24 protein-coding genes are annotated in these 24,707 nt (G+C 66.4%); 13 read left to right on the forward strand and 11 right to left on the reverse strand.

Features of this window, described 5'->3' with window-relative positions:
• Positions 1–3: 3 nt before the first annotated feature.
• The 12 genes from AC07OK_RS10710 to AC07OK_RS10765 are packed head-to-tail and all read left to right on the forward strand — an operon-like array spanning position 4 to position 12,796.
• Positions 4–471, forward strand: coding sequence for a GspH/FimT family pseudopilin (locus tag AC07OK_RS10710; RefSeq protein WP_494690297.1), 468 nt, complete (start codon positions 4–6; stop codon positions 469–471).
• Complete coding sequence (gene gspI / locus AC07OK_RS10715; RefSeq protein WP_494690298.1) at positions 472–843, forward strand: type II secretion system minor pseudopilin GspI; 372 nt, start codon at positions 472–474, stop codon at positions 841–843.
• On the forward strand, positions 840–1,454 hold the full coding sequence (locus AC07OK_RS10720; protein ID WP_494690299.1) for a PulJ/GspJ family protein: 615 nt from the start codon (positions 840–842) through the stop codon (positions 1,452–1,454). The genes gspI and AC07OK_RS10720 overlap by 4 nt, the downstream gene beginning before the upstream one ends.
• Entirely contained in the window at positions 1,451–2,383 is a 933-nt protein-coding gene (gspK, locus tag AC07OK_RS10725; RefSeq protein ID WP_494690300.1) for a type II secretion system minor pseudopilin GspK, read from the forward strand. The genes AC07OK_RS10720 and gspK overlap by 4 nt, the downstream gene beginning before the upstream one ends.
• Positions 2,384–2,422: 39 nt before the next feature.
• Entirely contained in the window at positions 2,423–3,685 is a 1,263-nt protein-coding gene (gene gspL, locus AC07OK_RS10730) for a type II secretion system protein GspL (RefSeq protein ID WP_494690301.1), read from the forward strand.
• Entirely contained in the window at positions 3,682–4,200 is a 519-nt protein-coding gene (locus AC07OK_RS10735; RefSeq protein ID WP_494690302.1) for a type II secretion system protein M, read from the forward strand. The genes gspL and AC07OK_RS10735 overlap by 4 nt, the downstream gene beginning before the upstream one ends.
• Before the next feature lie 16 nt (positions 4,201–4,216).
• Positions 4,217–4,990, forward strand: coding sequence for a type II secretion system protein N (locus AC07OK_RS10740; RefSeq protein ID WP_494690303.1), 774 nt, complete (start codon positions 4,217–4,219; stop codon positions 4,988–4,990).
• 21 nt (positions 4,991–5,011) lie between these two features.
• Positions 5,012–7,264 carry a type II secretion system secretin GspD gene (gene gspD / locus AC07OK_RS10745; RefSeq protein WP_494690304.1) on the forward strand — a complete coding sequence of 751 codons (2,253 nt, stop codon included), beginning with the start codon at positions 5,012–5,014 and terminating at the stop codon, positions 7,262–7,264.
• Between the two features lies 1 nt (position 7,265).
• The gene (gene gspE / locus AC07OK_RS10750; RefSeq protein ID WP_217943507.1) at positions 7,266–8,687 is read left to right on the forward strand and encodes a type II secretion system ATPase GspE; all 1,422 of its coding nucleotides are present in this window, start codon (positions 7,266–7,268) and stop codon (positions 8,685–8,687) included.
• 10 nt (positions 8,688–8,697) lie between these two features.
• Entirely contained in the window at positions 8,698–9,918 is a 1,221-nt protein-coding gene (gspF, locus tag AC07OK_RS10755; RefSeq protein WP_020704234.1) for a type II secretion system inner membrane protein GspF, read from the forward strand.
• A 16-nt stretch (positions 9,919–9,934) separates the two neighbouring features.
• The gene (locus AC07OK_RS10760) at positions 9,935–10,537 is read left to right on the forward strand and encodes a type II secretion system protein N (RefSeq protein ID WP_494690305.1); all 603 of its coding nucleotides are present in this window, start codon (positions 9,935–9,937) and stop codon (positions 10,535–10,537) included.
• 9 nt (positions 10,538–10,546) lie between these two features.
• A complete protein-coding gene (locus tag AC07OK_RS10765; protein ID WP_494690306.1) occupies positions 10,547–12,796 on the forward strand; it encodes a patatin-like phospholipase family protein in 2,250 nt (749 codons plus the stop codon).
• Here AC07OK_RS10765 and AC07OK_RS10770 read toward each other — a convergent pair.
• From AC07OK_RS10770 to AC07OK_RS10815, 10 genes are all read right to left on the reverse strand, one after another.
• The gene (locus AC07OK_RS10770; protein ID WP_494690307.1) at positions 12,786–13,538 is read right to left on the reverse strand and encodes a helix-turn-helix domain-containing protein; all 753 of its coding nucleotides are present in this window, start codon (positions 13,536–13,538) and stop codon (positions 12,786–12,788) included. The genes AC07OK_RS10765 and AC07OK_RS10770 overlap by 11 nt on opposite strands.
• A 185-nt stretch (positions 13,539–13,723) precedes the next feature.
• On the reverse strand, positions 13,724–13,930 hold the full coding sequence (locus AC07OK_RS10775) for a hypothetical protein (RefSeq protein WP_116993728.1): 207 nt from the start codon (positions 13,928–13,930) through the stop codon (positions 13,724–13,726).
• A 12-nt stretch (positions 13,931–13,942) separates the two neighbouring features.
• On the reverse strand, positions 13,943–15,292 hold the full coding sequence (gene hslU, locus AC07OK_RS10780) for an ATP-dependent protease ATPase subunit HslU (protein WP_494690308.1): 1,350 nt from the start codon (positions 15,290–15,292) through the stop codon (positions 13,943–13,945).
• A complete protein-coding gene (hslV, locus tag AC07OK_RS10785; RefSeq protein ID WP_217943513.1) occupies positions 15,289–15,831 on the reverse strand; it encodes an ATP-dependent protease subunit HslV in 543 nt (180 codons plus the stop codon). Before hslV ends, hslU begins: the two co-directional genes overlap by 4 nt.
• Before the next feature lie 71 nt (positions 15,832–15,902).
• Entirely contained in the window at positions 15,903–17,225 is a 1,323-nt protein-coding gene (locus AC07OK_RS10790; protein WP_494690309.1) for an STAS domain-containing protein, read from the reverse strand.
• Between the two features lie 66 nt (positions 17,226–17,291).
• On the reverse strand, positions 17,292–17,741 hold the full coding sequence (dksA, locus tag AC07OK_RS10795; RefSeq protein WP_492922508.1) for an RNA polymerase-binding protein DksA: 450 nt from the start codon (positions 17,739–17,741) through the stop codon (positions 17,292–17,294).
• A gap of 89 nt (positions 17,742–17,830) precedes the next feature.
• Positions 17,831–18,907: a CobW family GTP-binding protein gene (locus AC07OK_RS10800; RefSeq protein WP_494690310.1), complete on the reverse strand. Its 1,077-nt coding sequence runs from the start codon at positions 18,905–18,907 to the stop codon at positions 17,831–17,833.
• A gap of 132 nt (positions 18,908–19,039) precedes the next feature.
• Positions 19,040–19,975 (reverse strand): tyrosine recombinase XerC, encoded by a 936-nt coding sequence (xerC, locus tag AC07OK_RS10805; protein ID WP_494690311.1) that lies wholly within the window; start codon positions 19,973–19,975, stop codon positions 19,040–19,042.
• An 8-nt stretch (positions 19,976–19,983) separates the two neighbouring features.
• Entirely contained in the window at positions 19,984–20,652 is a 669-nt protein-coding gene (locus tag AC07OK_RS10810) for a DUF484 family protein (protein WP_494690312.1), read from the reverse strand.
• Positions 20,653–20,774: 122 nt separating this feature from the next.
• Positions 20,775–21,830, reverse strand: coding sequence for a porin (locus tag AC07OK_RS10815; RefSeq protein WP_494690313.1), 1,056 nt, complete (start codon positions 21,828–21,830; stop codon positions 20,775–20,777).
• Positions 21,831–22,253: 423 nt separating this feature from the next.
• On the opposite strand from AC07OK_RS10815, the gene AC07OK_RS10820 reads away from it, so the two are divergent.
• On the forward strand, positions 22,254–23,819 hold the full coding sequence (locus tag AC07OK_RS10820) for a tetratricopeptide repeat protein (protein WP_494690314.1): 1,566 nt from the start codon (positions 22,254–22,256) through the stop codon (positions 23,817–23,819).
• A gap of 23 nt (positions 23,820–23,842) precedes the next feature.
• Here AC07OK_RS10820 and dapF read toward each other — a convergent pair whose 3' ends face one another.
• The gene (dapF, locus tag AC07OK_RS10825) at positions 23,843–24,706 is read right to left on the reverse strand and encodes a diaminopimelate epimerase (protein WP_494690315.1); all 864 of its coding nucleotides are present in this window, start codon (positions 24,704–24,706) and stop codon (positions 23,843–23,845) included.
• Position 24,707: the final 1 nt, after the last annotated feature.

The raw sequence follows: 24,707 nt of genomic DNA on the forward strand, positions 1-24,707 counted from the left end.
CTTATGCGCGCCGCCCGCCAGCGTGGTTTCACGCTGATCGAACTGCTGGTGGTGATGGTCATCCTGGGCGTCACGCTGGGACTGGTGTCGCTCAACGCGCTGCCGGGCCAGAAGCAATCGCTGCGTGAAGACGCGCAGCGCGTGGCGCTGCTGCTGCAACTGGCGCGCGACGAGGCCATCGTGCGCAACCGCCAGATCGCCTTCGAGGCGGGATCGGACGGCTACCGTTTCCTGATCCGCAACGACAAGCAATGGGACGTGGCGGTGCAGGACGACCTGCTGCGCGAGCGCGAATTCAAGCACGCCCCGATCACGCTGATGCTTGATCCGCCGCCCAACGTCCCCGACGTCAACCTGCGCATCGTCTTCGGCCGCGAGCCGGTCGACAAACCCTTCGTGCTGACCCTCAGCGCCGGCGATGCCAGCATCGCCATCCGCGCCGACGGCATCGGCCATTTCACGGTGGACTAGATGCGCCTTCCTCGACAACACGGCTTTACTTTGCTGGAAGTGCTGGTGGCGCTGGTGATCGTCGGCACCGCGCTGGGCGCCTCGTTGCGCGCGGTCGGCAGCCTGACCGCCAACAGCGACGGCCTGCGCGGCGCCATGATGGCCACCTGGTCGGCCGAGAACCGGCTGGTGCAGCTGCGCCTGACGCGCCAGTTCCCGGCGGTCGGCAAGCAAACCTTTGAATGCCCGCAGGGCGACATGAAGCTGATGTGTCAGGAGGAAGTGATCGCCAGCCCGAATCCGCGCTTCCGCCGGGTCGAGGTCAGCGTCTACGACCAGGCCGCGCCGGACCGGCGCATCATCAAGCTGGTCCAACTGGTGTTGAACCAATGACGCCGACTTTGCGCCGCGCGCGCGGCTTCACGCTGATCGAACTGCTGGTGGCGATTTCCATTCTCGCCATCGTCGCGGTGCTGGGCTGGCGTGGGCTGGACGGCATTATCCGCTCACGCGCCGCGCTGACCGCGACGATGGAGCAGACGCGCGGCCTGCAACTGGCCTTCGCCCAACTGCAAAGCGATTGCGCCAACCTGGCGCCGCAGGGGCTGATCGGCACGCGCACCATCCTGAGCGCGGAAGACGGCCGCATCACGCTGGTGCGGCTGGCGCTGGCCGAGAACGAGGCCACGCGGGTGGAGGTGGTGTCCTACCGCGTGCGCGACGGCATGCTGACGCGGCGCGAATCGGCCGGCACGCGCGATCTGGCGCAGCTGGACGCGTTGTGGCAGGCGGCCAATAGCGACATCGATCCGGCCGCCAGCGTGGCGCTGAAATCGGGCGTGCAGCGCATGGCGATGCGCTTCTGGACCACGCAGGGCTGGGTGCAGGCGGCGGGCGTGATGCCTGCGCCGACCATCGGCGCGCCCACCGGCATGGAAGTGTCGATGGTGCTGGACGGCCAGGAAGTCCCGATGATCAAATCCTTCCTGCTGGGGGCACTGTGAAGTTGCGGCGCCAGCGCGGCGTGGCGGTCATCACGGCCTTGTTGTTGACGACGCTGGCGGTGACCATCGTCGCCAGCCTGTTCTGGCAGCAGCAGGTGCAGGTGCGCTCGATGGAGAACCAGCGCCTGCAACTGCAAACGCGCTGGATCGTGCGCGGCGCGCTGGACCTGAGCCGGCTGGTGCTGTACCAGGACCACCTGGACTCGCCCAACTTCACGCAGGCGGGGGGAGTCTGGGCCACGCCGCTGGAAGAGACGCGGCTGGACGATTACATCGAGCGCGAACGCGCCGAGGCGGAAAATTTCAACGCCACGCTGTCCGGCAAGATGATCGACGCGCAGTCGCGTTACAATCTTGCCAATTTGGCGGTGAACCATGCGATGGTGGGCGCCCAGGTGAAGGTGTTCGAACGCTTGTTGACCAATCTGCGGCTCGATTCGTCGCTGGCGCAGGCGGTGGCGACCCAGGTGGCTAACGCGCAGCCGGCGGTGCCGCAGCCGACAACCACCGGCCCGCAGCCGATTGATTTGCTGCGGGTGGAGGATTTGCTGGCGGTGAGCGGCTTTACTCCGCAGACGGTCGAGCGCTTGCGCGAGTTCGTCACCATCTTGCCGAAACGGGGAACGGAATTGAACGTGAACACAGTGCCGGCCGAACTGATGTCGGCGCTGTATGAGCGCTTGTCGCTGTCGGATGCTGCGGCCATGGTGAATACGCGCAAGCGCGTCTTCTATTACACCCCGGCTGACTTCAGCAAGCAGCCGCAGGTGGTGAGTCTGCAGGCGCCGGATGTACCTTTCGGCGTCAAGAGCAACTACTTCCTGGCCTACAGCCGGGTGAGGCTGGACCGGGCGGCGCTAGATACGCAGTCCCTGATGGAGCGGGCGACGAACGGCATCACGACGGTGGTATGGATACGGGAAAACTAGAACAGCTATGAACGACAGCGTGAACGAAAGCGAGACCCTTTGACTACACTACTTATCCGCTATCCGGCCAAGGCCAGCGTCGACAGCGGCGCGGCCCAGACCTGCCCGTTCGCGCTGGTGGGCGACGGCGGCAATCTGCTGCAACAGGGCGCCTCCCCGCTGGGCAACCTGTCCGACTTGGTGGCATCGGCGCGTCGCGTGGTGCTGCTGCTGGCCGCCACCGACGTCACGCTGCTGCGCGTGGTGGCGCCACCGCTGTCCGCCGCGCGCCTGAAGGCCGCGCTGCCGGCGCTGGTGGAAGAACAGGTGCTGGGTGATCCGGCCGACTGCGTACTGGCGGCCGGCGCCGCCGACGCCGAGGGCGCCCGCACGGTCGCCGTGGTCCAGCGCAGCTGGATCGAAGTACTGGTCAAGGCGCTGATGGCGCAGGGCGCGCACCACATCTCGGTGCTGCCGGCGCAACTGTGCCTGCCGTTCCAGCCGGGTTCCGTGTCGGCCGCGCTGAGCACCGGCGACGCCGGTTTCGAACTGATACTGCGCCAGTCGCAGACCATGGGCATGGGCCTGACGCTGCCGGCGCAGCCGCAAGCCGCGCTGCAAACGCTGCGCGCCATGGCGGGCGACGAGCCGGTCACGCTGTACCTGTCGGCGCCGCAGATGGCGCAGTTCGCGCCGCTGGTGGCCAACGACGACGCCGGCCACGGTATCGGCCACGGGATCACCCTGCTGGAAGACCACTGGGCGCACTGGGTGGCCGCCTCCCGTTCGGCGGGGCTGGACCTGGCGCCGGCGCTGGGCGCCAGCGGCACTTCCGCGCGCCAGTGGCAGCGCTGGCGCTGGCCGCTGCGCATCGCCGCGCTGGCGCTGCTGGTCAACGTGGTGGGCCTGAACGTCGAATGGTTGCGCCTCAAGCGCGAGGCCAACGCGGTCAGCGTCTCCATGCTGCAGACCTTCAAGGCCGCCTATCCGAAAGAGCTGGTGATACTCGACCCGGCCGCGCAGATGCGCAAGAACATCGCGCTGGCCAAGGCCGACGGCGGCCAGCCGGCCGCCGATGAATTCACCGCGCTGAGCGCAGCCCTCGGCGAAGCGTTGGGCGCGTTGCCGCGCAAGGACATCATCGCCACGCTGGAGTACCGCGAGCACGCGCTGCAAATGAAGGTCAAACCCAACACCGTCGATACCGGCACGCTGGCGCAACTGCGCTCCGCGCTGGCGGCGCGCAAGCTGGACCTGTCGGAAGACCATCCAGGCACCTGGCAAATACGTCCGCTGAGCGGCACGGGCGGAGGAAAATCATGAGCAAGCTGACACTGACGATACAAGAGTACCGCGGCCGCGCGTCGGCCTTCTGGATCGAACGCACCGAGCAGGAACGCCAGTTCCTCGCCATCGGCGGCGCCGTGCTGGGACTGGCGCTGTTTTATTCGCTGCTGGTCGCGCCGGCGCTGGACGGCGGCGCCAAGCTGCGCAAGTCGCTGCCCGAGCTGCGCCAGCAGGCCGCCGAATTGCAGGCGCTGGCGCTGGAAGCGGCCTCGCTGCGCGGCCAGAACACCATCGCCCCGGCGCCGATGACGCGCGAGATGCTCAGCGCCGGCCTGACGGCGCGCGGCCTGGTGACGCAATCGGTGTCCGTCACCGGCGAATACGCCAAGGTCCAGATGAACGGCGTGTCCTTCCCCGGCCTGATGGCCTGGCTGGACGCGATCCGCACCGAAAGCCGCATCGCCGTCTCGGAGGCGAACATCAGCGCGCAGGACACCGCCGGCATGGTCAACGCCACGCTGACGCTGCGCCAGAATACGGGCGGACGATGATGCAAAAAGGCTGTCCATGAAGCGCGCCGTGCTATGGTTGCTGACCATCGCGCTGAGCGTGGCGGCGACGCTGGCGGTGTTCTTTCCGGCCGCCTGGCTGGGCTCCCTGGTGGAGTCGCGCACGGGAGGCCGTTTGACGCTGGGGGACGCGCAGGGTACGCTGTGGCGCGGTTCGGCCTTTATCGGCGGCGCGTCCAGCGGCAACAGCCCGGTCACGCCGTTGCTGCCGGGCCGTTTCAGCTGGAGGATTTCGCCGCTGGCGCTGGTCGGCATGGTCGACCTGCAGCTGGAAAACAGCGAGGCGCTGGCGCAGCCGCTGACCTTCAAGGGCAGCTGGTCGCACTGGCAGCTCAGTCCATCGGCGCTGCTGCTGCCGGCCGAAGGCTTGGCCGGGCTGGGCGCGCCGCTGAACACCGTGGCGCCCAGCGGCACCATGCGGCTGTCGTGGACCGCGCTGGAGCTGGCGCTGGCCGACGGCCAGGTCTCGATCAACGGCCGCACCACGCTGGAGATGACGGACATGGCCTCGCGGCTGTCGTCGGTGCGCCCGCTGGGCAGCTATGCGCTGGCGCTGGACTGGCATGGGCAGGCGGCGGGGCTGACGCTCAATTCCGTCAAGGGGCCGCTGTTGTTGAGCGGCTCCGGCAACCTGAATAACGGCCGCCTGCAGTTTTCCGGGCAGGCCGAGGCAGCAAAAGGATTTGAGGAGCAGCTGGCCAATCTGTTGAATTTGCTGGGCCAGCGCAAACCGAATAGTGACCGCAACATCATCGCTTTAGAGTTCCACTAAGTTCAGATAAAAGTTCAGACAATGAAAAAACAGTCCGTGAGCAAATCCAATCTTCCCGCGCTGCGCCGCCTGAGCGCGGGCGCGATGCTGTGCTGTGCGACCAGCGTCGTGCCGGTCGTGACGCCCTTGCTGGCGTTGCTGCCGCTGGCCGCGCATGCCGCGGCCGACGACGCCGCGCTGAACTTTGTCGGCGCCGACATCGAGTCGGTGATCAAGGCGGTCGGCCACTACACCAACATCACCTTCGTGATCGACCCGCGCGTCAAGGGCACGCTGACGGTGGTGTCGGAAAAACCGGTCACCAAATCGCAGGCGTTTGGTTTGCTCACTTCCGCGCTGCGCCTGCAAGGCTATGCGGTGGTCAGCGGCGACGGCTACGCCAAGGTGGTGCCGGAGGCGGACGCCAAGCTGCAGGCCGGTCCAACCCAGATCGGCGCCGGCCAGGCCACGGCCAAGGGCGACCAGGTGGTCAGCCAGATCTTCCATCTGAATTACGAGTCGGCGGCCAACGTGGTGACGGTGCTGCGCCCATTGATCTCGCCGAACAACACCATCAACGCCAATCCGGGCAATAACACCGTGGTGGTGACCGACTACGCCGACAACGTCAAGCGCCTGGCCAAGATCGTCGCCGCGCTGGACGCGCCGGCCGTCGCCGACCTTGACGTGATCCCGGTGCGCCACGCCATCGCCAGCGACCTGGCGGCCATGGTCAACAAACTGATGGACAGCGGCGCCGGCGCCGGCGACGCGGGCAAGGTCAGCGTGCTGGCCGATCCGCGCACCAATTCGCTGATCCTGCGCGCGCCGTCGGCGGCCCGCTCCAACCTGGCCAAGTCGCTGATCGCCAAGCTCGATCAACCGACCCAGGAACTGGGCAACGTCCACGTGGTCTACCTGAAGAACGCCGAAGCGGCCAAGCTGGCGCAGACCTTGCGCTCGGTGGTGTCGGGCGACACCTCGGCGGCCACCGCCACCGGCATCGGCGGCACCGGCCAGGCCGGCCAGGGGCAGGGCCAGGGTGGCCTGGGCGGACAAAGCAGCAACACCGGCGGCGGCATTGGCGGCAACAGCAACGGCAGCACCAGCAGCGGCCCAAGCAACCCGCTGCTGACCGGCTCCGGCCAGCAGCAGCAGGGCGGCGGCGGCACGGCCGGCTACATCCAGGCCGATTCCACCACCAACACCCTGATCATCACCGCGCCGGAATCGGTGTACCGCAACCTGCGCGCCGTGATCGACCAGCTGGACGTGCGCCGCGCGCAGGTCTACATCGAATCGCTAATCGTCGAAGTATCGTCCGACAAGGCCTCCGAATTCGGTGTGCAGTGGGTCGGCGCGACCGGCAACGAGAACAGCACCTACCGCGTCGGCGGCTTGCAATCGTATTCGAGCGGCGGCAACAACATCGGCACGCTGGCCACTTCGCTGCTCGGCAAGACCACCGGCACCACCACCACCGGGCCGACGCTGCCGGGCGCCGGCCTGACCATCGGCGTGTTCAAGCAGGTCGCCGGCGGCCTTGGCCTGGGCGCGCTGGCGCGCTCGCTGGAATCGGACGGCAACGCCAACGTGCTGTCGACGCCTAACATGATCACGCTCGACAACGAGCTGGCCACCATCTCGGTCGGCCAGAACGTGCCTATCCTGACCGGCCAGTTCACCACCACCTCCGGCACCAACAACAATCCATTCCAGACCATCGACCGCAAGGAAGTGGGCCTGACGCTGAAAGTGCGTCCGCAGATTTCCGAAGGCGGCACGGTCAAGCTGGCGATTTATCACGAGACCTCCAGCGTCGACAAGACCACGCTGACGGCCGCCGCCGGCATCACCATCAACAAGCGCGTGATCGAGAACAACGTCATCGCCGACGACGGCCAGATCATCGTGCTGGGCGGCCTGATCGAGGATACCGAGGGCGACGGCGTGGACAAGGTGCGCGGCCTGGGCGACATTCCCATCCTGGGCAACCTGTTCAAGTTCCAGACCCGCACCCGCAAGAAGACCAACCTGATGGTGTTCCTGCGTCCCGTGGTGATCCGCAACAAGGAGCAGAGCACCTCGCTGGCCACCGACCGCTACGACTACATGCGCGGCCAGCAGGAAGCGATCCAGCCGCCGGAGAGCATCCTGGTCAAGGACCTGGGCCAGCCTTTGCTGCCGACGCTGAAAGACGGCGCGCCGCTGGGCGGCACCCTGGTGCGTCCGCTGCCTTCCGCGCCGACACCGGTGCGCGAGCCGGGCGCCGGCGAACCAAACAAGCAGAAGTGACATGAGCAATCTCCTACCCTACGCTTTCGCCCGCGATTTCGTGGTGCTGGCGCAGCAGAGCGACGAAGCCGAACACACGGTGGACGTGCTGGTCTGCGGCGCCACCGCGCCGGCGGCCATCGCCGAGGTGTCGCGCCGCTTCGGCCGCATCCAGCTCAAGAGCATGCCGCGCGCCGACCTGGAAATCGCCATCGCGGCGGCCTACGCCAGCTCGGGCGGCAACGCCTCGATGGTGGCCGAGGAGTTCGACGCCGACCTCGACCTGACCAAGCTGCTGCAGGACGTGCCGGCCATCGAGGACCTGCTGGAATCGTCCGACGACGCGCCGGTGATCCGCATGATCAACGCGCTGCTGACGCAGGCGCTGCGCGACAGCGCGTCCGACATCCACATCGAGCCGTTCGAGCAGACCTCGGTGGTGCGCTTCCGCGTCGACGGTTCGCTGCGCGACGTGGTCCGTCCGCGCAAGGCCATCCACGGTTCGCTGATCTCGCGTATCAAGATCATGGCGCAGCTGGACATCGCCGAAAAGCGCCTGCCGCAGGACGGCCGCATCACGCTGCGCATCGGCGGCAAGCCGGTCGACGTGCGGGTGTCGACGCTGCCGACCGGCCACGGCGAACGCGCGGTGCTGCGTTTGCTGGACAAGGAAGCGGGCCGGCTGGACCTGAACCACCTGGGCATGAGCGAGACCATGCTGCCGGAGTTCGACGCGCTGATCAACCAGCCGCACGGCATCGTGCTGGTGACCGGGCCCACCGGCTCGGGCAAGACCACCACCTTGTACGCCGCGCTGTCGCTGCTGAACGCGGCCACCACCAACATCATGACGGTGGAAGACCCGATCGAATACGACTTGAACGGCGTCGGCCAGACCCAGGTCAACCCGCGCATCGACATGACCTTCGCCAAGGCGCTGCGCGCGATCCTGCGCCAGGACCCGGACGTGATCATGATCGGCGAGATCCGCGACCTGGAGACCGCGCAGATCGCGGTGCAGGCTTCGCTGACCGGCCACCTGGTGCTGGCGACCTTGCACACCAACGACGCCGCCGCGGCGGTCACGCGCTTGCTGGACATGGGCATCGAGCCGTTCCTGCTGTCGTCGTCGCTGCTGGGCGTGCTGGCGCAGCGGCTGGTGCGCAAACTGTGCGGCAGCTGCAAGAGCTACGACGGCAAGCTGTGGCACGCGGTCGGCTGCGAGCATTGCGGCCATACCGGCTACCAGGGCCGGGTCGGCGTGTACGAATTCCTGCAGACGACGGAACAGATCCGCGCGCAGATCCACAACCGCGCTTCCGAGGCCGAGGTCAAGGCGGCGGCGGTGGCGGGCGGCATGCAGACCATGCGCGAGGACGGCGAGCGTTGGCTGGCCGCCGGCGTGACCACGCAGGCCGAACTGCTGCGCGTGACCAAAGACTAGGCGACCGAAGATGCCCGCATTTCGTTATGAAGCCGTCGATGCCGGCGGCGCCACCAAGAAGGGCGTGCTCAATGCCGACAGCGCGCGCTCGGCCCGTTCCGAGCTGCGCACGCAGGGCCTGGTGCCGCTGAAGGTGGACGCCATCGCCGCGCAGGTCGATGCCGCCGGCGTGACCAAGAGCCGCGGCTTTGGCGAACGCCTGTCCGCCACCGAGCTGGCGCTGTTCACGCGCCAGTTGGCCAGCCTGCTGGAGGCGGGGCTGCCGCTGGAGCAGGCCTTCACCGCCTTGCTGGAGCAGGCCGAGCGTCCGTACATGCGCGACCTGATCGCCTCGATCCGTTCCGAAGTGATCGGCGGCGCCGCGCTGTCCGACGTGCTGGGACGGCATCCGCGCGACTTCGCCGAGATCTACCGCGCGCTGGTCGCCTCCGGTGAGCAGATCGGCCAGTTGTCGCGCGTGCTGTCGCGCCTTGCCGACTACATCGAGCGCCGCAATGCGCTGATCCAGAAGGTGAAGCTGGCCTTCACCTATCCGGCCATCGTGACGGTGGTGGCGTTTTCCATCGTGATCTTCCTGCTGACCTACGTGGTGCCGCAGATCGTCTCGGTGTTCGCCAACACCAAGCAGAAGCTGCCCATCCTCACCGTCATCATGCTGGCGGTGTCGGACTTCGTGCGCAGCTACGGCATCGTGGTGGCGATCCTGCTGGTGGGCGCCTGGTTCATGTGGCGCCGGGCCTTGCAGAACCCCGCGCTGAAGCGGCGCTGGCACACCTGGCTGCTGACCGCGCCGCTGTACGGCAAGTTCGAGCGCAGCCTGAACACCGCGCGTTTCGCCAGCACGCTGGCGATCACCACCGGTTCCGGCGTGCCGATCCTGCGGGCGCTGGAGACCAGCCGCGATACGCTGTCCAACGTCGCCATGCAGGAGCTGGTCGACGAGGCCAGCGACGCCGTGCGCGAGGGCGTGAGCCTGGCGCGTTCGCTGTCGGCGCAGAAGCATTTTCCGCCGATGCTGATCCACATGATACGGGCCGGCGAAATCACCGGCGAGCTGCCGGCCATGCTGGACCGCGCCGCCGCCGCCCAGGAATCCGATCTGGAACGCCGCACCCTGACCATCGCCGGCCTGTTGGAACCGGCGCTGATCCTGGCGATGGGCGTGGTGGTGCTGTTGATCGTGCTGGCGGTCCTGATGCCTATCATCGAAATTAATCAGCTGGTACGCTGAGGAAGCAAAGAGAACCATGAAGCGTTTGCCATTATTCGTTACCGTTCTTGCCGTGGTGCTGTTGTCGGCGTCGCTGGCCTACTGGGGCCTGCAGTTGTTCAAGCCGCAGCAGCGCGCCATCGCCGCGCCGCCGCAGCAGTTCGCCGCACCCTTGAATATCGAGGCGGCCAAGGGCCTGTTCGGCGGCCAGATCACGGTCGCCGCCGTCAGCAACTACCAGTTGAAGGGCGTGATCGCCGCGCGCAACGGTGGCAGCGACAGCGCCGCCATCATCGTGGTCGACGGCCAGCCGCCGATGGCGCTGGGCGTGGGCCGCGAAGTGGCGCCTGGCGTGACGGTCAAGGAAGTCCATCCGAAATACGTGATGTTGTCCGAAGGCGGCGCCCTCAAACGCCTGGAGCTGGCCACCGATGCCGGCGCAGGTGCAGGTGCAGGTGCGGCCGGCGGCCAGCCGCCGTCGCTGCTGCCTGGCGCGGGCCAGCAACCGTTGCCGCCGATCGCGCCGCCGACACCGCAAGCGCCGCCGCCGCAACAGCCGCCGCCGCAGCAGCCACCGCCGCGCTCCAGCGTCTCCGGCACCACTATCGCCCCCGTTCCCGGTTTCGACCGCACACAATAGGCCATCCCCATGGTGATCTCCCGTACCTTGGCCGCAGCTTTTTGCTGCGGCTTTTTCTTGGCGGCCGCGATCTGCGCGCCCGCCACTGCGCAAACCGCGCCCGGCGCCACCTCGATCGCCGCCGACGCCTCCATCAAGCCGCGGCCGAAAGTGGCGCTGGTGCTGTCCGGCGGCGGCGCGCGCGGCTTCGCCCACATCGGCGTGCTGCGCGCCTTGCAGGAATTGCGGGTGCCGGTGGACTTCGTGGTCGGCACCAGCATGGGCAGCGTGGTCGGCGGCGCCTATGCCGCCGGCAGCTCGGTCGAGCAGCTGGAGCAGCTGGTGCGCCGCACCGACTGGAACGCCGTGGTGGCCGACCGTCCGCCGCGCGACGAGCTGGTGTACCGCCGCCGCGAGGAAGACCTGCTGCTGCCGTCGCGCATCGAGTTCGGCGCCAAGCTGGATGGGGTGTCGCTGCCGCCGGCCGCCGCCGGCAATGAGGCGCTGGAACTGGCGCTGACCCGCGTGCTGCCGCACGGCGCGCGCGACAAGCCGGTCAACCTGCTGCAACTGCCATTCCGCTCGGTCGCGTCCGACCTGGTGACGGGCGAGCTGGTGGAGCTGAACGACACGCCGCTGTTCCTGGCGATGCGCGCCTCGCTGGCGGTGCCGGGCGTGTTCGCGCCGGTGCGGGTCAACCAGCGGCTGCTGGTCGACGGTGGCCTGGTGCGCAACCTGCCGGTGGACGTGGCGCGCGACATGGGCGCCGACATCATCATCGCCGTCAACGTCGGCACGCCGCTGGCGCAGGAAAAGGAATTGATCAGCGCGGTCAGCGTGGCGCAGCAGATGCTGCAGATCCTGACCGAGCAGAATGTCCAGCGCTCGCTCAAGGAGCTGCGTCCCGACGACATCCTGCTGGCGCCGGACCTGGGCGGCATCGGCTTCCTCGATTTCGCCCGCCACGACCGCGCCATGAAGGCCGGCGAGGCGGCGGTGCGGGCCATGAGCGCGCAGCTGCTCAGGCTGTCCCTGCCGGAGGCGCAGTACGCCTCGTATGAACTCAAGCGCCTGTCGGCGCCGGTGGGCATCGACCAGCCGGTGCGGCTGACCAAGCTGGAGGTGGCGCCGAGCGGACGCATCAATCCCAAGGAGCTGGAAGTGCAGTCCGGCTTGCAGGTGGGGCAGATGGTCACCAGCGAGCAGGCGCAGGCGGCCGGCAACCAGTTGTTCGGGCGCGGCGACCTGGCGCGGGTGGAAACCGAAATCCACGACGACAAGGATGGCCGCAGCGTGCTGATCAAGCCGACCGAGGCCGACTGGGCGCGCAGCCGCCTGCGCGTTGGCCTGGAGCTGACCAGCGATTTCTCCGAGAACAATGCGTTCGAGCTGAAGGTGATGCATGTGCTGTCGTCGCTCAACGACTGGGGCGCCGAGCTGCGCACCATCGGCCGGGTCGGCACCGAGCGCGCGCTGGGCGTGCAGTTCTGGCAGCCGCTGGGCGCGGGATCGCAATGGTATGTGGCGCCGGAATTGCACTACAACTCGTCGGCCGTCGATATCTTCAGCCCGAGCGGCTTCCGCCAGGCGCGCTACGCCTTCAACAGCCAGGGCGCCAGCGTGGCGCTGGGCCGCCAGCTGGGCCATTGGGGCGATGTGCGCTACAGCGTGGCGCGCGCGAAGCAGGTGTATCACCAAAGCATACCGGAAGTCCTCACCGAGGGCAGCGATATGCAGACCGTGCAGCAGCTGTCCTTCAATGTCGACAGCCTCGACACGGTGGCCTTCCCGACCCGCGGCACGCTGTTCTCGCTGGGCTGGCAGCGCCTGATGCACAGCGGTTCCACCGGCGCCGTGCCGACCACCCAGGCCGTGCAGGCTTTGCAGGCCTTCCATGTGGACCGCTGGGCCGGCCATGTGTACGCGGAATGGTCGCGCAGCCAGGGCGGCGCCTCGTCGAACAACCTGGGCGGCTTCCTGCGGCTGTCGGGCTCGACGCCGCAATCGATCGTCGGCGACCGCACGCTGCTGGGGCGGGTGGTGATGGCGCGCAGCATCGGCGCGATGCCGGCCGCGCTGGGCGGCGATGTGCGGCTGGGCTTTTCGCTGGAGGCGGGCGGCGCCTACAGCCCGACCAATCCGCTGCGCTGGGGCGCGCTGCACCAGGCCGCCAGCGGCTTCTTCGCGGTCGATACGCGCTTCGGTCCGCTGTACCTGGGCGCCGGCACCACCAAGGGCGGCAACTCCAGCGCCTACCTGTTCCTCGGCCCTATCTGGTAGCCGGCGGCGGCGCGCGCCGCAGCGCGGTGAAGGCGGCGAATTCCCACGAGCGGAAGCCGACCAGCAGGGTGAAGCCGTCGCGCTCCTGCGGCGCCAGCTTGCGGTCGCCCTGGTGCAGCCGCGCCAGCTCGCCGGCCAACTGCTGGATGCGGCCCACCAGTTCCTCGGCGCTGGGCAGCGACAGCCGCGCCGGCAGGCACAGCAGCGCTTCGCCGGCGCCGTCGAAGCTGCCACTGAAATAATCGGCCACCGCGTGCTCGCGGAAGAATTGCTGCACCGGCCCGTCCGGCAGCCAGCGGAAGGCGTTCGACACGCGCAGGCGGTAGCGGTTCAGCGGCTTCAATTCGATCACCCCCAGCCGGTCCAGCTCGGCCAGCAGCAGGATGCATTCCGGTTCGGTCAGGTTGTAGGTTTCCAGCACCTGCTCCAGGGTCCAGTGGCCCAGGCAGCAGATCGCCATCAGCAGCAGGTGCGGCTGCGCCAGCAGCGATTTCTCTTGCGTCAGGGTCAGGGCGTCGGTCTGCGGCGTGGCGTCGGCCGCGCCGCGCAGCACGTCCTCCATCGCCACCCCCGCCGCCTTGCAGATTTGCGCCAGCCGCGACAGCGACATGTCCTGCTGGCCGAACATGCGCTTGACGCTGGACTCGCTCATGGCGATCCGTTCGGCCAGCATTTTGTAGGTGACGCCGGCGGCCCGCATCTGGGTCCGCAAGACTTGCAGCAGCAATTCCGGTGAGCTCATACCCTGCCTTGGTAAAAAAACAAAAGGTATCGTAACACGGTACCGGATGGCGTGAAAAGCAGGGCTTGGAATAATCGGGTGGTACATCGCGCGGAAGTGGGGGACACTGCGGCACGCTGTCCCTCGCAGCAGGGACGGCACCGAATAACCCGAGAGCGGACGCCACTACCGGCGTCCGCTAACGGTTACTTTTCCTCCGGGTCCGGCTTCAGGCTGATCTTCGCCAGCAGGCGCTTGGCGGCCTGGCGGTCGGTGGCCACCGGCTTGGCATGCGGACCGGCGCCGCCGGCGCGCGCCTTGGCCGCCAGCGCCACCGGATTGCGCGGCGGCTTCTGCGACGGCTCGACCCGTATCGTCATCTTCTGCCGTGTGGACAGTGCCTTGTTGGCCATGAGCCCAACTCCTTACAGCACGTAGCGCGACAGGTCTTCGTTGACCGCCAGCGCATCGAGCCGCGCGTTCACGTAGGCCGCGTCGATGGTGACGACCTTGCCGCTGTCGTCGCTGGCCGTGAAGGACAGTTCTTCCAGCAGCTTTTCCATCACCGTGTACAGCCGGCGGGCGCCGATGTTCTCGGTGCGTTCGTTGACCGAGTAGGCGATTTCCGCCAGCCGCGTGATGCCTTCCGGCGCGAACTCGATGGTGACGTTCTCGGTGGCCAGCAGCGCCTCGTACTGCTTGGTCAGGCAGGCGTCGGTGCTGGTCAGGATGCGTTCGAAATCGGCGATCGACAGCGACTCCAGCTCGACCCGGATCGGGAAGCGGCCCTGCAACTCCGGGATCAGGTCCGACGGCTTGGCCAGGTGGAAGGCGCCCGAGGCGATGAACAGGATGTGGTCGGTCTTGATCATGCCGTACTTGGTGTTGACGGTCGTGCCCTCCACCAGCGGCAGCAGGTCGCGCTGCACGCCGGCGCGCGAGACGTCGGCGCCGCCCACTTCCGAGCGCGAGGCGATCTTGTCGATCTCGTCGAGGAAGACGATGCCGTTCTGCTCGACGTTCTGGATGGCCTTCTGCTTCATCTCGTCGTCGTTGACCAGCTTGGCGGCCTCCTCGTCGATCAGCACCTTCATCGCTTCCTTGATCTTGACCTTGCGCGACTTCTTGCGGCTGCCGCCGATGCCGGAGAACATGGACTTGATCTGCTCGGTCATTTCCTCCATGCCGGGCGGGGCCATGATCTCCATCTGCGGGCCGGCCTCGGCCAGCTCGATCTCGATTTCCTTGTCGTCCAGCTCGCCCTGGCGCAGACGCTTGCGGAAGGTCTGGCGGGTGCTCTCTCCCTCCTTGACTTCCTTCGGCGCGTCCGACGGCGCGGCCTGGTGGAAGCCGAAGTCGCGCGCCGGCGGCAGCAGGATGTCGAGCACGCGGTCCTCGGCCGCGTCCTCGGCGCGGGTGCGCACCTTGGCCATCTCGGCCGAGCGGGTCTGCTTGACGCCGATGTCGATCAGGTCGCGGATGATGGTGTCGACGTCGCGGCCGACGTAGCCGACCTCGGTGAACTTGGTGGCCTCGATCTTGATGAAGGGCGCGTCGGCCAGCTTGGCCAGGCGGCGCGCGATCTCGGTCTTGCCGACGCCGGTCGGGCCTATCATCAGGATGTTTTTCGGCGTGATCTCGTGGCGCAGCGGCTCTTCCACCTGCTGGCGCCGCCAGCGGTTGCGCAGCGCGATGGCCACGGCCTTCTTGGCGTTGCCCTGGCCGACCACATGTTTGTCGAGTTCGCCGACGATTTCCTTCGGTGTCATGTTCATGCTGGGTCCAGTGTCTCGATGATGTGGTTCATATTGGTGTAGATGCACAATTGGCCGGCGATGGTCAGTGACTTTTTGACGACTTCCGTCGGCGACAGTTCCGTATTTTCCACCAGCGCCTTGGCCGCCGACTGCGCGTAGGTGCCGCCGGAGCCGATGGCGCCGATGCCGTCCTCGGGCTCGAGCACGTCGCCGTTGCCGGTGATCACCAAGGTCGATTCGCTGTCGGCCACCAGCAGCATCGCTTCCAGGCGGCGCAGCACGCGGTCGGTGCGCCAGTCCTTGGCCAGCTCGACCGAGGCGCGCAGCAGGTTGCCCTGGTGCTTTTCCAGCTTGCCCTCGAAGCGGTCGAGCAGGGTGAAGGCGTCGGCGGTGCCGCCGGCGAAGCCGACCAGCACCTTGCCCTGGTAGACCTTGCGCACCTTGCGGGCCGTGCCCTTCATGACGATGTTGCCCAGCGTGACCTGGCCGTCGCCGCCCAGCGCGACTTGCTTGCCGCGCCGTACGCACAGGATGGTGGTGCCGTGAAATTGTTCCATAGTGACCTCAAAGTAAAGACGCAAACTGCTGCAAGACTGAAAAATGGGGCTGGACCTGGAAATTACAAGTTTCAGTATTTGTGCGGGTAGATCCTGGCGATGTCGGCATAGCCCAGCAGGCGCAGCAGCGCCGTCACCAGGTGGTTGACGTCGCGGAACTCGATCTTCTTGCCCAGCTGGGCCAGGCTGGCGTGCAGCTGGTTGGCGCAGGCGTAGTCGATGCGCGTCAGGCGCGAGCAGTCGAACACCAGGGTCTGGTACTGATCAGCATAGTGCTGGATCTGGCCGAGTAAAGGGCCGAGCTGGCCGTCGAGCAGCGGCGGCAGCATGAAGCGGTCCGGCGAGGCGGACACGTGCTGGTCGGTGGCGGTGGCCACCTTGTGCGGCGCCGTGAACGACGGCGGCGACACTTCGAAGGTGACGCAGTAGTCCATGCCGATTTCCTCGAACTCCTTTTCGCGGTTCAGCAGTTGCAGCAGTTCCAGCAGCAGCAGCCACGGCGCCTCGGTGTCGTCGCGGCGGCCGATGGCGATGCCGGAGCGTATCAGCGCGGCCAGGCCGTCGGCGCCCACCAGGATCAGCTCGCGCTGCTGGGCTTGCAGCTTGCGCAAGGTGTCCAGCAGCAGCGCGCAGCCGGCCGCCTCGACCGCCGTCACGCGGCTGAACTCCAGCCGCAGCACCGGGCTGGCGGCGGCCGACTGTTGCAGCCGTTGCAGCTGGTCGGCGATGTGCGGGGCCAGCTCGCCGGCGAAGGCTTCGGTCGGCGTCAGGCCGGCAAACTCGGGCGAGGAGGCGGCCAGCGCGGCCGGCGCGTTCCATGGCGGCGGCGAGGTCTCGAAGGTGCTGGCGTAGTCGATCGACAGGTTGTCGAAGCGGTCGCGCTGGCCGCCGACCTGGTACAGGTCGAACAGCATCCACCAGACGGTGCGGTCGCCGGCGGCCTCGGCCAGGCTGGCGCTGAGCAGCTGTTCGGCCACGGCGCCCTGGCCGTTGGCGTACAGGATGGCGATCTCTTCCACCACCGGGGCGGTCTCGGCGGCCACGGCCAGTTGCGGCAGGTCGTCGTCGCGCAGCAGCAGGGTGGTGGGGATGTCGGCCAAGGCTTGCGTGTCGGGGCCGCCGTCGGCGTGGGCGGCGGCCTTGGGCCTGGCCGGGCGGGCGGCGCGCTGGCTGCCCCAGGCCGGTTCCGGCTGGTTGAAGATGTCGAAGGTCATCGCCGATTCGATGGCGTCGATCTTCATCGCGGTGGCGCGGGCGATCTCGCGCTGGCGCGCCTGCTGTTGCTGGCGTTCGGTTTCGCTGTTGGCGGCCAGCCGCGCCGCCTCGTCATCGTCGTTGTTCGACTGCGGGGCGGGTGCGGCGTCGGCCTTCTTGAAGATGGAGAACAGTCCCACGCTGATCCTCGTGTTTGCCGTAAAAAAAAGCACGCGGCTGCGTGCTTTTTTTAATGTCCCAGCGAATTAATCGCCGTACAGTTTCTGCTTCAGTTCGCGGCGCTGCTGGGCTTCCAGCGACAGCGTGGCGGTCGGACGGGCGATCAGGCGTGGAATGCCGATCGGTTCGCCGGTTTCTTCGCACCAGCCGTAATCGCCGCCGTCGATGGTCACGATCGATTGCTGGACCTTTTTCAGCAGCTTGCGCTCGCGGTCGCGGGTGCGCAGTTCCAGCGCATGTTCTTCTTCGATGGTGGCGCGGTCGGCCGGGTCCGGCACGAGCACGGTTTCGCGCAGGTGTTCGGTGGTTTCGCCGGCATTCTTCAACAATTCTTTTTCAAGCGCTTGCAGCTTGGCTTTGAAGAAGGCCAATTGCGCCGGATTCATATAATCCTTTTCATCCATCTTCAGAATTTCTTCTTCGGTCAGGACGCGGTCGGCGGCGGCGGGGGTCGATTTATTAGTTTTGGTGGTCATAACTTCGCTTACCTTCGATACGACAGAGTTTTCAATTAATCAGCCCGGAGTTTGTGGCTATTTAGCCATCCCCACAAAACCCGGATAGTTTATACCAGACATTGTTCTAAACCGCTAATAAAGATATCTTTCGGCAGATTTTTACCGATAAATACCATTTTGCTGCCTCGAACGTCGTTTTCTCCCCATTTGGCGCCCAGGTCGCTGCCCATGATCTGGTGTACGCCCTGGAACACGACCTTGCGCTCGGCGTCTTTCATGAACAATACGCCTTTGTAGCGCAGCATGCGAGGACCGTAGACATTTACCAGGCCGCCGAGGAACTCGTCGAGCTTGGCGGTGTCGAACGGGCGTGTACTTTTGAACACAAACGCCGCGATATCGTCGCTGTGGTGGGCCTGGTGGTGGTTGTGGCCGTGTTCCTCGTGGTGGTGGCCGTGCTCGTGCTGGTGGTCGTGATTGTGGCCGCAGTGCTCGTCATGCACATGGTCGTCGTCGTGGGCCTGGTCGGTTTCCAGGAAGTCCGGGTCCAGCTCCAGCTTGTCGTTCAGGTTGAAACCCTTCAGGTCCAGCACCTCGGACAGCGGGGCGCGGCCGAAATCGGCCGTGCTGATCGGCGCGCGCGGGTTGATGCGCTTGAGGCGGGCGGTCAGGGTGGCCACGTCCTCGGCGCTGACCAGGTCGGTCTTGGACAGCAGCAGCTTGTCGGCGAAACCGACCTGGCGCTGGGCTTCCTCGTGCTGGTCCAGCTGGTCCATCGCGTGCCGCGCGTCCACCACGGTGACCACGGCGTCCAGCATGTAGTGAGTGCCCACTTCCTCGTCGACGAAGAAGGTCTGCGCCACCGGGCCGGGATTGGCCAGGCCGGTGGTCTCGATGACGACGCGGTCGAAATGCAGCTCGCCGGCCTCGCGCTTTTGCGCCAGGCCGCTCAGCGCCACGATCAGGTCGCCGCGCACGGTGCAGCAGATGCAGCCATTGTTCATTTCGACGATCTGTTCGCCGCTGTCCTGCACCAGGATTTCGTTGTCGATGTTTTCCTGCCCAAACTCGTTTTCAATGACGGCGATGCGCATGCCGTGCTGTTCCTGCAAGATGCGGTTCAGCAGGGTGGTCTTGCCGGCGCCAAGAAAGCCGGTGAGGATGGTGGTCGGTATCAGTGCCATGGTGCTTACCAGTCTGGTCTAGGAGGAAACCCTAGATGGGGATCAAATGCGGAAATGCAACCGGCCGATTATGCCGGAATTTAGCCTGGCCTAGCAATTCGTCCGATTGAGCAACGTCAGTACGGCCTGCGGCTATTTCACCTTGGCGCGCGGATGGGCCTGGTCGTAGACCTCGGCCAGGTGCTGGAAGTCCAGCGCGGTGTAGACCTGGGTCGAGCTGATGCTGGAGTGGCCCAGCATTTCCTGTACCGCCCGCAGGTCGCCCGACGATTGCAGCAGGTGCGAGGCGAACGAGTGGCGCAGCATGTGCGGGTGCACGTGCACCGGCGCGCCCTGGGCCACGCCATGGGCCTGCAGGCGCTGCTGTATCACCCGCGGCGACACCCGCGTGCCGCGCGTGCTGAGGAACAGGGCGTTGCCGCCGTCCGAGGGCGCCGGCCGCACGGCGATCCAGGCCGCCAGCGCTTCCAGCGCGGCGCGGCCCACCGGCACCACGCGCTGCTTGTTGCCCTTGCCGGTGACGATGACTTCGCGGTTGTCCAACGCCACCCAGCCCAGCGCATCCTTGCCGGCGGCCAGGTCCAGCCCGGCCAGCTCGGACACCCGCAAGCCGCTGGAATACAACAGTTCGAACATGGCGCGGTTGCACAGCTGGGCCGCTTCCGGGGCGGCGCCGGCGTGCGGCCGCGACGGCGCCACCAGTTGCACCGCGTCGTCCACCGACAGCGCGCGCGGCAGCGTTTTGGCGCGCTTGGGCGCGCGCACGCCCTGCACCGGGTTGGCCGCCAGCGCGGTCTGGCCGCCCAGCCAGTCGAAAAAGCCGCGCCAGCTCGACAGCTTGCGGGCGATCGAACGCGGGTCGAGCGCGCGCGCGTGCAGCTTGGCGGTCAGGCGGCGGATGGTGAAGTGGTCGAGCTGCTGCCAGTCCTGGCCGGCGGACAACCCGGATAATTCCTGCAGATCGCGCGCGTAGGCGCTGACGGTGTGCGGCGACAGCCGGCGCTGGTCGCGCAGCTGGGCCAGGTAAGCGTCGATCCAGGCCAGCTTGCTGTCCGGTTCGGCGCTCATGGCAGCGCTCAGGCCAGCAACCAGCCCAGCGCGGTGCTGGTGGTTTCGCCGATGTGGACCAGGAAATCGGTGGCCATCATCGACGTGAAGCGCGCCGGATCGGCCGAGCCCAGGATCAGCAGGCCGAAGGCGCTCTTGTTGCCCGCCTTGCGCAGCGGAATGATGACGGTGGAGGTGATACCGGTCGCATCAGGCAACCAGCGCACCGCCTCGAAATCCTTGTTGGTGCCGCAGTAGGGCGCCATCAGGCTGTTGGCGAAGATGCGCGCATCTTCCGTCACGCCGTTGACGAACCATTCGCCGAGGTAGTCCGGCGCGGTGTCCCAGATGCGCAGCGTGGCCTGCGGCACGTCAAAACTGGACTTCAGGCCGCTGACCACGGCGTGTGGCATGGAACCCACATCTTCGGCTTCCAGCAGCACCTTGGTCCAGTGGTGGAATTTGTTGGCGATCGCTTCGTTTTCCGACGCCAGGCGCATGAGATTGCTCATGCGCAATTCCAGCGCCTTGTATTTGTCGCGCATTACTTCCATCTGGCGCTCTTGCAGCGACACGGCGCGTCCCGTCAGCGGGCTGGCCAGTTTGATTTCACCGAGCAATTCAGCATGCTCTTCGAAGAAATTCGGGTGTTCGGTCAGGTATTGCGCAACGAGGGTGTGATCCAGTGGGACAGTCATTGAGGTACTTTATTGGGGAGGTTGGAAAGGCACAGTCATTCTAAACGAAAAAAAACGGACATGGTTGCCCATGCCCGTCATTCCCCAACCCAAGCGCCGGCAGCTCTTGCCGACTGCGCGGCTTAGAAGTTGTGGTGGATACCGAGGCTGTAGAAATTCAGCGTGGTAGCTGCCTTCTTGTTCGAGGCGTCAACGTACAGATAGGTACGGGCCGACAGGTTGTAGTCGTAGCCGATCGACGCTTGCTTGGTCTTGGCCAGGGCTGGGTTGTTCAGGCTGTTGTCCGGGGTCTTCTGGCCATAGCCAACGCGGACCAGGCCGGCGCCGACGGTGTAGTTGGCGCCCAGCAGCCATGCCTTGGTGTTTGGATTGATCAGCGTGCTGTTTTCCTGATTCTGCTTCTGGTAGGAGCCCATCAGTTTCAGGTCGTTGATCGGCTTGAACGATGCGCCCACCGACCACAGTTTGGTTTCGATGGCGTTTTTCTCGTAGGCGGCGTAGGCGGCGAACGGGCCGTTGGCGGCGGTGGCGCTCAGCGAGTAAGGCGTGGTCAGCGGCGCGGTATTGGCCGGGAATTGCGGCGCGGCGGCGGTGCCCTTGCCGATGATGGCCGGATTGTTGTTGGCTTCCTTGGCGGCGACGGTGACGTTCAGCTGGAACATGTCGGCGATCATCGGGGTGCTATAGAACACCGCGTTCGAGAAGCGGTTGTTCGAGTTGCCGACTGGGCTCATCGGATCGCTGGTGTAGCCGGCCACTTGCAGGTCGGTCTGGTAGCCGGCCACGGCAGGCATGCCGCTCCATGGTTCGAAGGCGGTGCTGGTTTCCTGGAAGGCGGTCAGGCCACGGCCCAGGCGCACGGTACCGAAGTCGCCCTGCAGGCCGACGCGGCTCTGGCCCTGGAACAGCGGACGGCTGTTGGCGCCGGAGGTGTTTTCGATCGTGCCGGTGTCCGGCTCGTAGCGGATTTCCAGTTGGAAGATGGCTTTCAGGCCGCTGCCCAGATCTTCGATGCCTTTGAAACCGAGTTTGTTGTTGTCACGCTTGCCCACCTGGGTGGTGGTGCCGGTACGCTTGGAAATCCCTGCATCCACAGTGCCATAGATGGTCACGGACGATTGCGCGTATGCGCCAGCAAATACGCCCATGAGAGCCAGAGCCACTAAAGATTTTTTCATTTGAGTTATTCCTTTATGAGTGAACGTGCATACATCCAAAGCTAGCGGGTCGCGTACTTCGACCCTCGGTTGGTAGGAACCTTAATATCCCGCCGGGTCAAAAACGCTGGAATGGTTGATTGTGACGGCTAGTTTTGGTCGAAAGCCCAAGAAACCGGGCTTCTTGTTGTATTTTTGAAACGCTTGATTGGCAGGCCATAAGGGCCTGTTTGGCTATTATTTCCTTTCATTCAGGCATCAAAACAGCTCTAGCGTACAGGGCGAAGCGGGGTAAGGCGTTTGTGCGAAATCAAAGCGCTTTGTATATTGTTTAGTGTGTGGCGCGGATCGCACGCTACACTCATAAGTACCAACGGTCGTTCCAGCCTGCGCAAACGGCAGGGATGCACCGCCGCATCGATGAATCGGACTAATAGTGAGACGATGGCTAATCGAGAAGAGTTAGGGATCATCCGGGGAGCCCGCGCGGGGGACGCAGTCTGCCAGCTGGCGCTGGGCAAGCTCTATCTGTTCGGCGGCGCCAGTTTGCCGCTCAGTCTGCCTACCGCGCTGCACTGGCTCAACCGCGCAGCATTGCAGGAACAGGATGAAGCCTGGATGTTGATCGGCAGCTACGTTCCCTTCGAGCATGCTCAGCACTGCCTGCCGGCGGTGCTGTCCTGGTATGACCGCGCCTACGACGCCGGTGTCGAGCAAGCCGGCCTGGTGCTGGCGCAACTGGTGTTGAACCAGGCCGCGGGGCAAGAAACGTCGCATTTACGCGACAAGGCCTTGCAGGCGCTGGAGACCGCCGCGCGCAGCGGCTCGGCCGAAGCGCAATGGCTGCTGGCGCACCAGTCCGGCGCGCAGCCGCCGTCGTCGGCGCCGCTGGCGCCGTTGCCGTCCCGGCGCGGCCTGGGCCGGCCGTCCCCGCATCGCGCCAGCGTCCGCCAACAGTGGCTGGCGCGGGCGGCCGACAGCGGCCTGGCCGCCGCCCAGTACGCCGTGCTGGAACAAGCCTGGCACGGCGACCGTGCGGCATTCCTGCAACGCGCCTTGCCGCTGGCGCGCAAGCTGCTTGCCGACGCCCCGGCCGACGCCGAAGCGGCCCGTGCCGCCGACTGGCCGCTGGAACCGGCGCAACTGACCTTGCTGGCGCGCTGCGCCGAGCTGTTCGACAGCAACACCGAACACCGGGACGCGCTGCATCACTGCCGCGAACTGGCCGCCCACGGCGGCGACCGCCACGCCCAGCTGGCGTTGGGCCTGTGGTTCGCCCGGATGGACGGCGAGGGCAAGCGGCAGGTCAACGGCATTGCCGCCGTCAACTTCAAGCGGGCGATCCGCTGGCTGACCCAGGCCGGCGACCAGGGCCTGGCCGAGGCCTGGTATGCGCTGTCGCGGATTTATCTGAAGCCGGAATTCTCCCAGCGCTGCGTGGCGGAAGCCCAGGCCTACCTGGAGCGGGCGGCCGACATGGGCCATTGCGCCGCGCAGCTGGAGTGCGGCATGTATGCATGGCGCAACCGCCGCACCGACGAACACAGCGACGTGCGCGCCGCCTACTGGTTGCAGAAGGCGGCGGCCCAGGGCTGCGAGGAAGCGGAAACGGCGCTGGCGCGCGTGGCGGCGGCGTCCAAGGCGTCGGACTGGGCCGATGTCATTCTGTGCGGCAAGACGCGCGAAGCGCTGGAAAGCCAGCCCTTGCTGGCGGCGCGGCTGGAGCTGGCCGAGCTGTTCGGCCTGAGCCGGGCGGAAGCGCTGTTGCTGGATGTGAAGGCGGCCGACCAGGGCCATTGCCTGGTGGTGGATATCCGCGCCAGTTACGGCCGCAGCAAGCGGCGCCTGGTGTTGCTGCGCACCGCGCGCGAGCGTCAGGCGCTGGACCGCATCGGCCGCCTGTTCGAGCATCTCGACAACGGCCCGGACGGGCTGGAGGGCAACTACCGCCAGCGCCTGTACCGGCTCAAGACCTGGCAGCCGGCCGACGACGACCGCCTGGCCGCCTGAGTTGCCGCCTTAAATCTCGCGCTTTAAATCTCTATTTCGCCTTCGAACACCGTCACCGCCGGGCCGGTCAGCCACACCGGCTGGCCCTCGCCAGCCCAGCTGATCGACAGCTGGCCGCCGCGCGCGTCGACCTGCACCGGGCTGTCCAGCAAGCCGCGGCGGATGCCGGCCACCACGGCCGCGCACGAGCCGGTGCCGCAAGCCAGGGTTTCGCCGACGCCGCGCTCGAACACGCGCAGCTTGACATGGTTGCGGTCAATAATTTGCATGAAGCCGGCGTTGACCCGGTTGGGGAAGCGCGCATGGTGCTCGATCAGCGGGCCGGTCAGCTCGACCGGCGCGGCGTCGACATCGTCGACGATCTGCACCGCGTGCGGGTTGCCCATCGACACCACCGAAATCAGCACGCTTTCGCGCGCGCCGCCCAGCTCCAGCACCAGCGGCCACAAGGTGTCGTCGCCCTGGCGTTCGCCGTGCAGGCCGTCGGCGTCGAACGGCACGCGCTGCGGCTCGAGCACCGGCGCGCCCATGTCGACCGTGATGCTGCCGTCCGCTTCCAGCCGCGGCGCGATCACGCCGGCCTTGGTCTGCACCGTGATGCTGCGCTGCGACGTCAAACCTTTTTCCGCGACGAACTTGACGAAGGCGCGCGAGCCGTTGCCGCATTGCTCGACCTCGCCGCCGTCGGCGTTGAAGATGCGGTAGCGGAAATCGCAGCCCGGCTCGGTCGGTTTTTCCACCAGCAGGATCTGGTCGGCGCCCACGCCGAAGCGGCGGTCGCCCAGCAGCTGCCATTGCGCGGCCGAAAAGTTGATCTCCTGGTTGATGCCGTCGATGACCACGAAGTCATTGCCGGCGCCATGCATTTTGGTGAATTTGAGTTTCATC

The sequence above is a fragment of the Duganella sp. GW821-FHT07G03 genome (assembly GCF_059418605.1).

What these genes read in the sequence shown, in the direction of transcription:
- AC07OK_RS10735 (WP_494690302.1), top strand. Translation starts at nt 3,682, where the DNA reads ATGAGCAAGCTGACACTGACGATACAAGAGTACCGCGGCCGCGCGTCG.
- AC07OK_RS10740 (WP_494690303.1), top strand. Translation starts at nt 4,217, where the DNA reads ATGAAGCGCGCCGTGCTATGGTTGCTGACCATCGCGCTGAGCGTGGCG.
- AC07OK_RS10770 (WP_494690307.1), bottom strand. Translation starts at nt 13,538, where the DNA reads ATGAGCTCACCGGAATTGCTGCTGCAAGTCTTGCGGACCCAGATGCGG.
- AC07OK_RS10800 (WP_494690310.1), bottom strand. Translation starts at nt 18,907, where the DNA reads ATGGCACTGATACCGACCACCATCCTCACCGGCTTTCTTGGCGCCGGC.
- AC07OK_RS10720 (WP_494690299.1), top strand. Translation starts at nt 840, where the DNA reads ATGACGCCGACTTTGCGCCGCGCGCGCGGCTTCACGCTGATCGAACTG.
- gspD (WP_494690304.1), top strand. Translation starts at nt 5,012, where the DNA reads ATGAAAAAACAGTCCGTGAGCAAATCCAATCTTCCCGCGCTGCGCCGC.
- AC07OK_RS10775 (WP_116993728.1), bottom strand. Translation starts at nt 13,930, where the DNA reads ATGGCCAACAAGGCACTGTCCACACGGCAGAAGATGACGATACGGGTC.
- hslU (WP_494690308.1), bottom strand. Translation starts at nt 15,292, where the DNA reads ATGAACATGACACCGAAGGAAATCGTCGGCGAACTCGACAAACATGTG.
- hslV (WP_217943513.1), bottom strand. Translation starts at nt 15,831, where the DNA reads ATGGAACAATTTCACGGCACCACCATCCTGTGCGTACGGCGCGGCAAG.
- dapF (WP_494690315.1), bottom strand. Translation starts at nt 24,706, where the DNA reads ATGAAACTCAAATTCACCAAAATGCATGGCGCCGGCAATGACTTCGTG.
- gspE (WP_217943507.1), top strand. Translation starts at nt 7,266, where the DNA reads ATGAGCAATCTCCTACCCTACGCTTTCGCCCGCGATTTCGTGGTGCTG.
- gspI (WP_494690298.1), top strand. Translation starts at nt 472, where the DNA reads ATGCGCCTTCCTCGACAACACGGCTTTACTTTGCTGGAAGTGCTGGTG.
- dksA (WP_492922508.1), bottom strand. Translation starts at nt 17,741, where the DNA reads ATGACCACCAAAACTAATAAATCGACCCCCGCCGCCGCCGACCGCGTC.
- AC07OK_RS10820 (WP_494690314.1), top strand. Translation starts at nt 22,254, where the DNA reads ATGGCTAATCGAGAAGAGTTAGGGATCATCCGGGGAGCCCGCGCGGGG.
- xerC (WP_494690311.1), bottom strand. Translation starts at nt 19,975, where the DNA reads ATGAGCGCCGAACCGGACAGCAAGCTGGCCTGGATCGACGCTTACCTG.
- AC07OK_RS10710 (WP_494690297.1), top strand. Translation starts at nt 4, where the DNA reads ATGCGCGCCGCCCGCCAGCGTGGTTTCACGCTGATCGAACTGCTGGTG.
- AC07OK_RS10810 (WP_494690312.1), bottom strand. Translation starts at nt 20,652, where the DNA reads ATGACTGTCCCACTGGATCACACCCTCGTTGCGCAATACCTGACCGAA.
- gspF (WP_020704234.1), top strand. Translation starts at nt 8,698, where the DNA reads ATGCCCGCATTTCGTTATGAAGCCGTCGATGCCGGCGGCGCCACCAAG.
- AC07OK_RS10760 (WP_494690305.1), top strand. Translation starts at nt 9,935, where the DNA reads ATGAAGCGTTTGCCATTATTCGTTACCGTTCTTGCCGTGGTGCTGTTG.
- AC07OK_RS10815 (WP_494690313.1), bottom strand. Translation starts at nt 21,830, where the DNA reads ATGAAAAAATCTTTAGTGGCTCTGGCTCTCATGGGCGTATTTGCTGGC.
- AC07OK_RS10765 (WP_494690306.1), top strand. Translation starts at nt 10,547, where the DNA reads ATGGTGATCTCCCGTACCTTGGCCGCAGCTTTTTGCTGCGGCTTTTTC.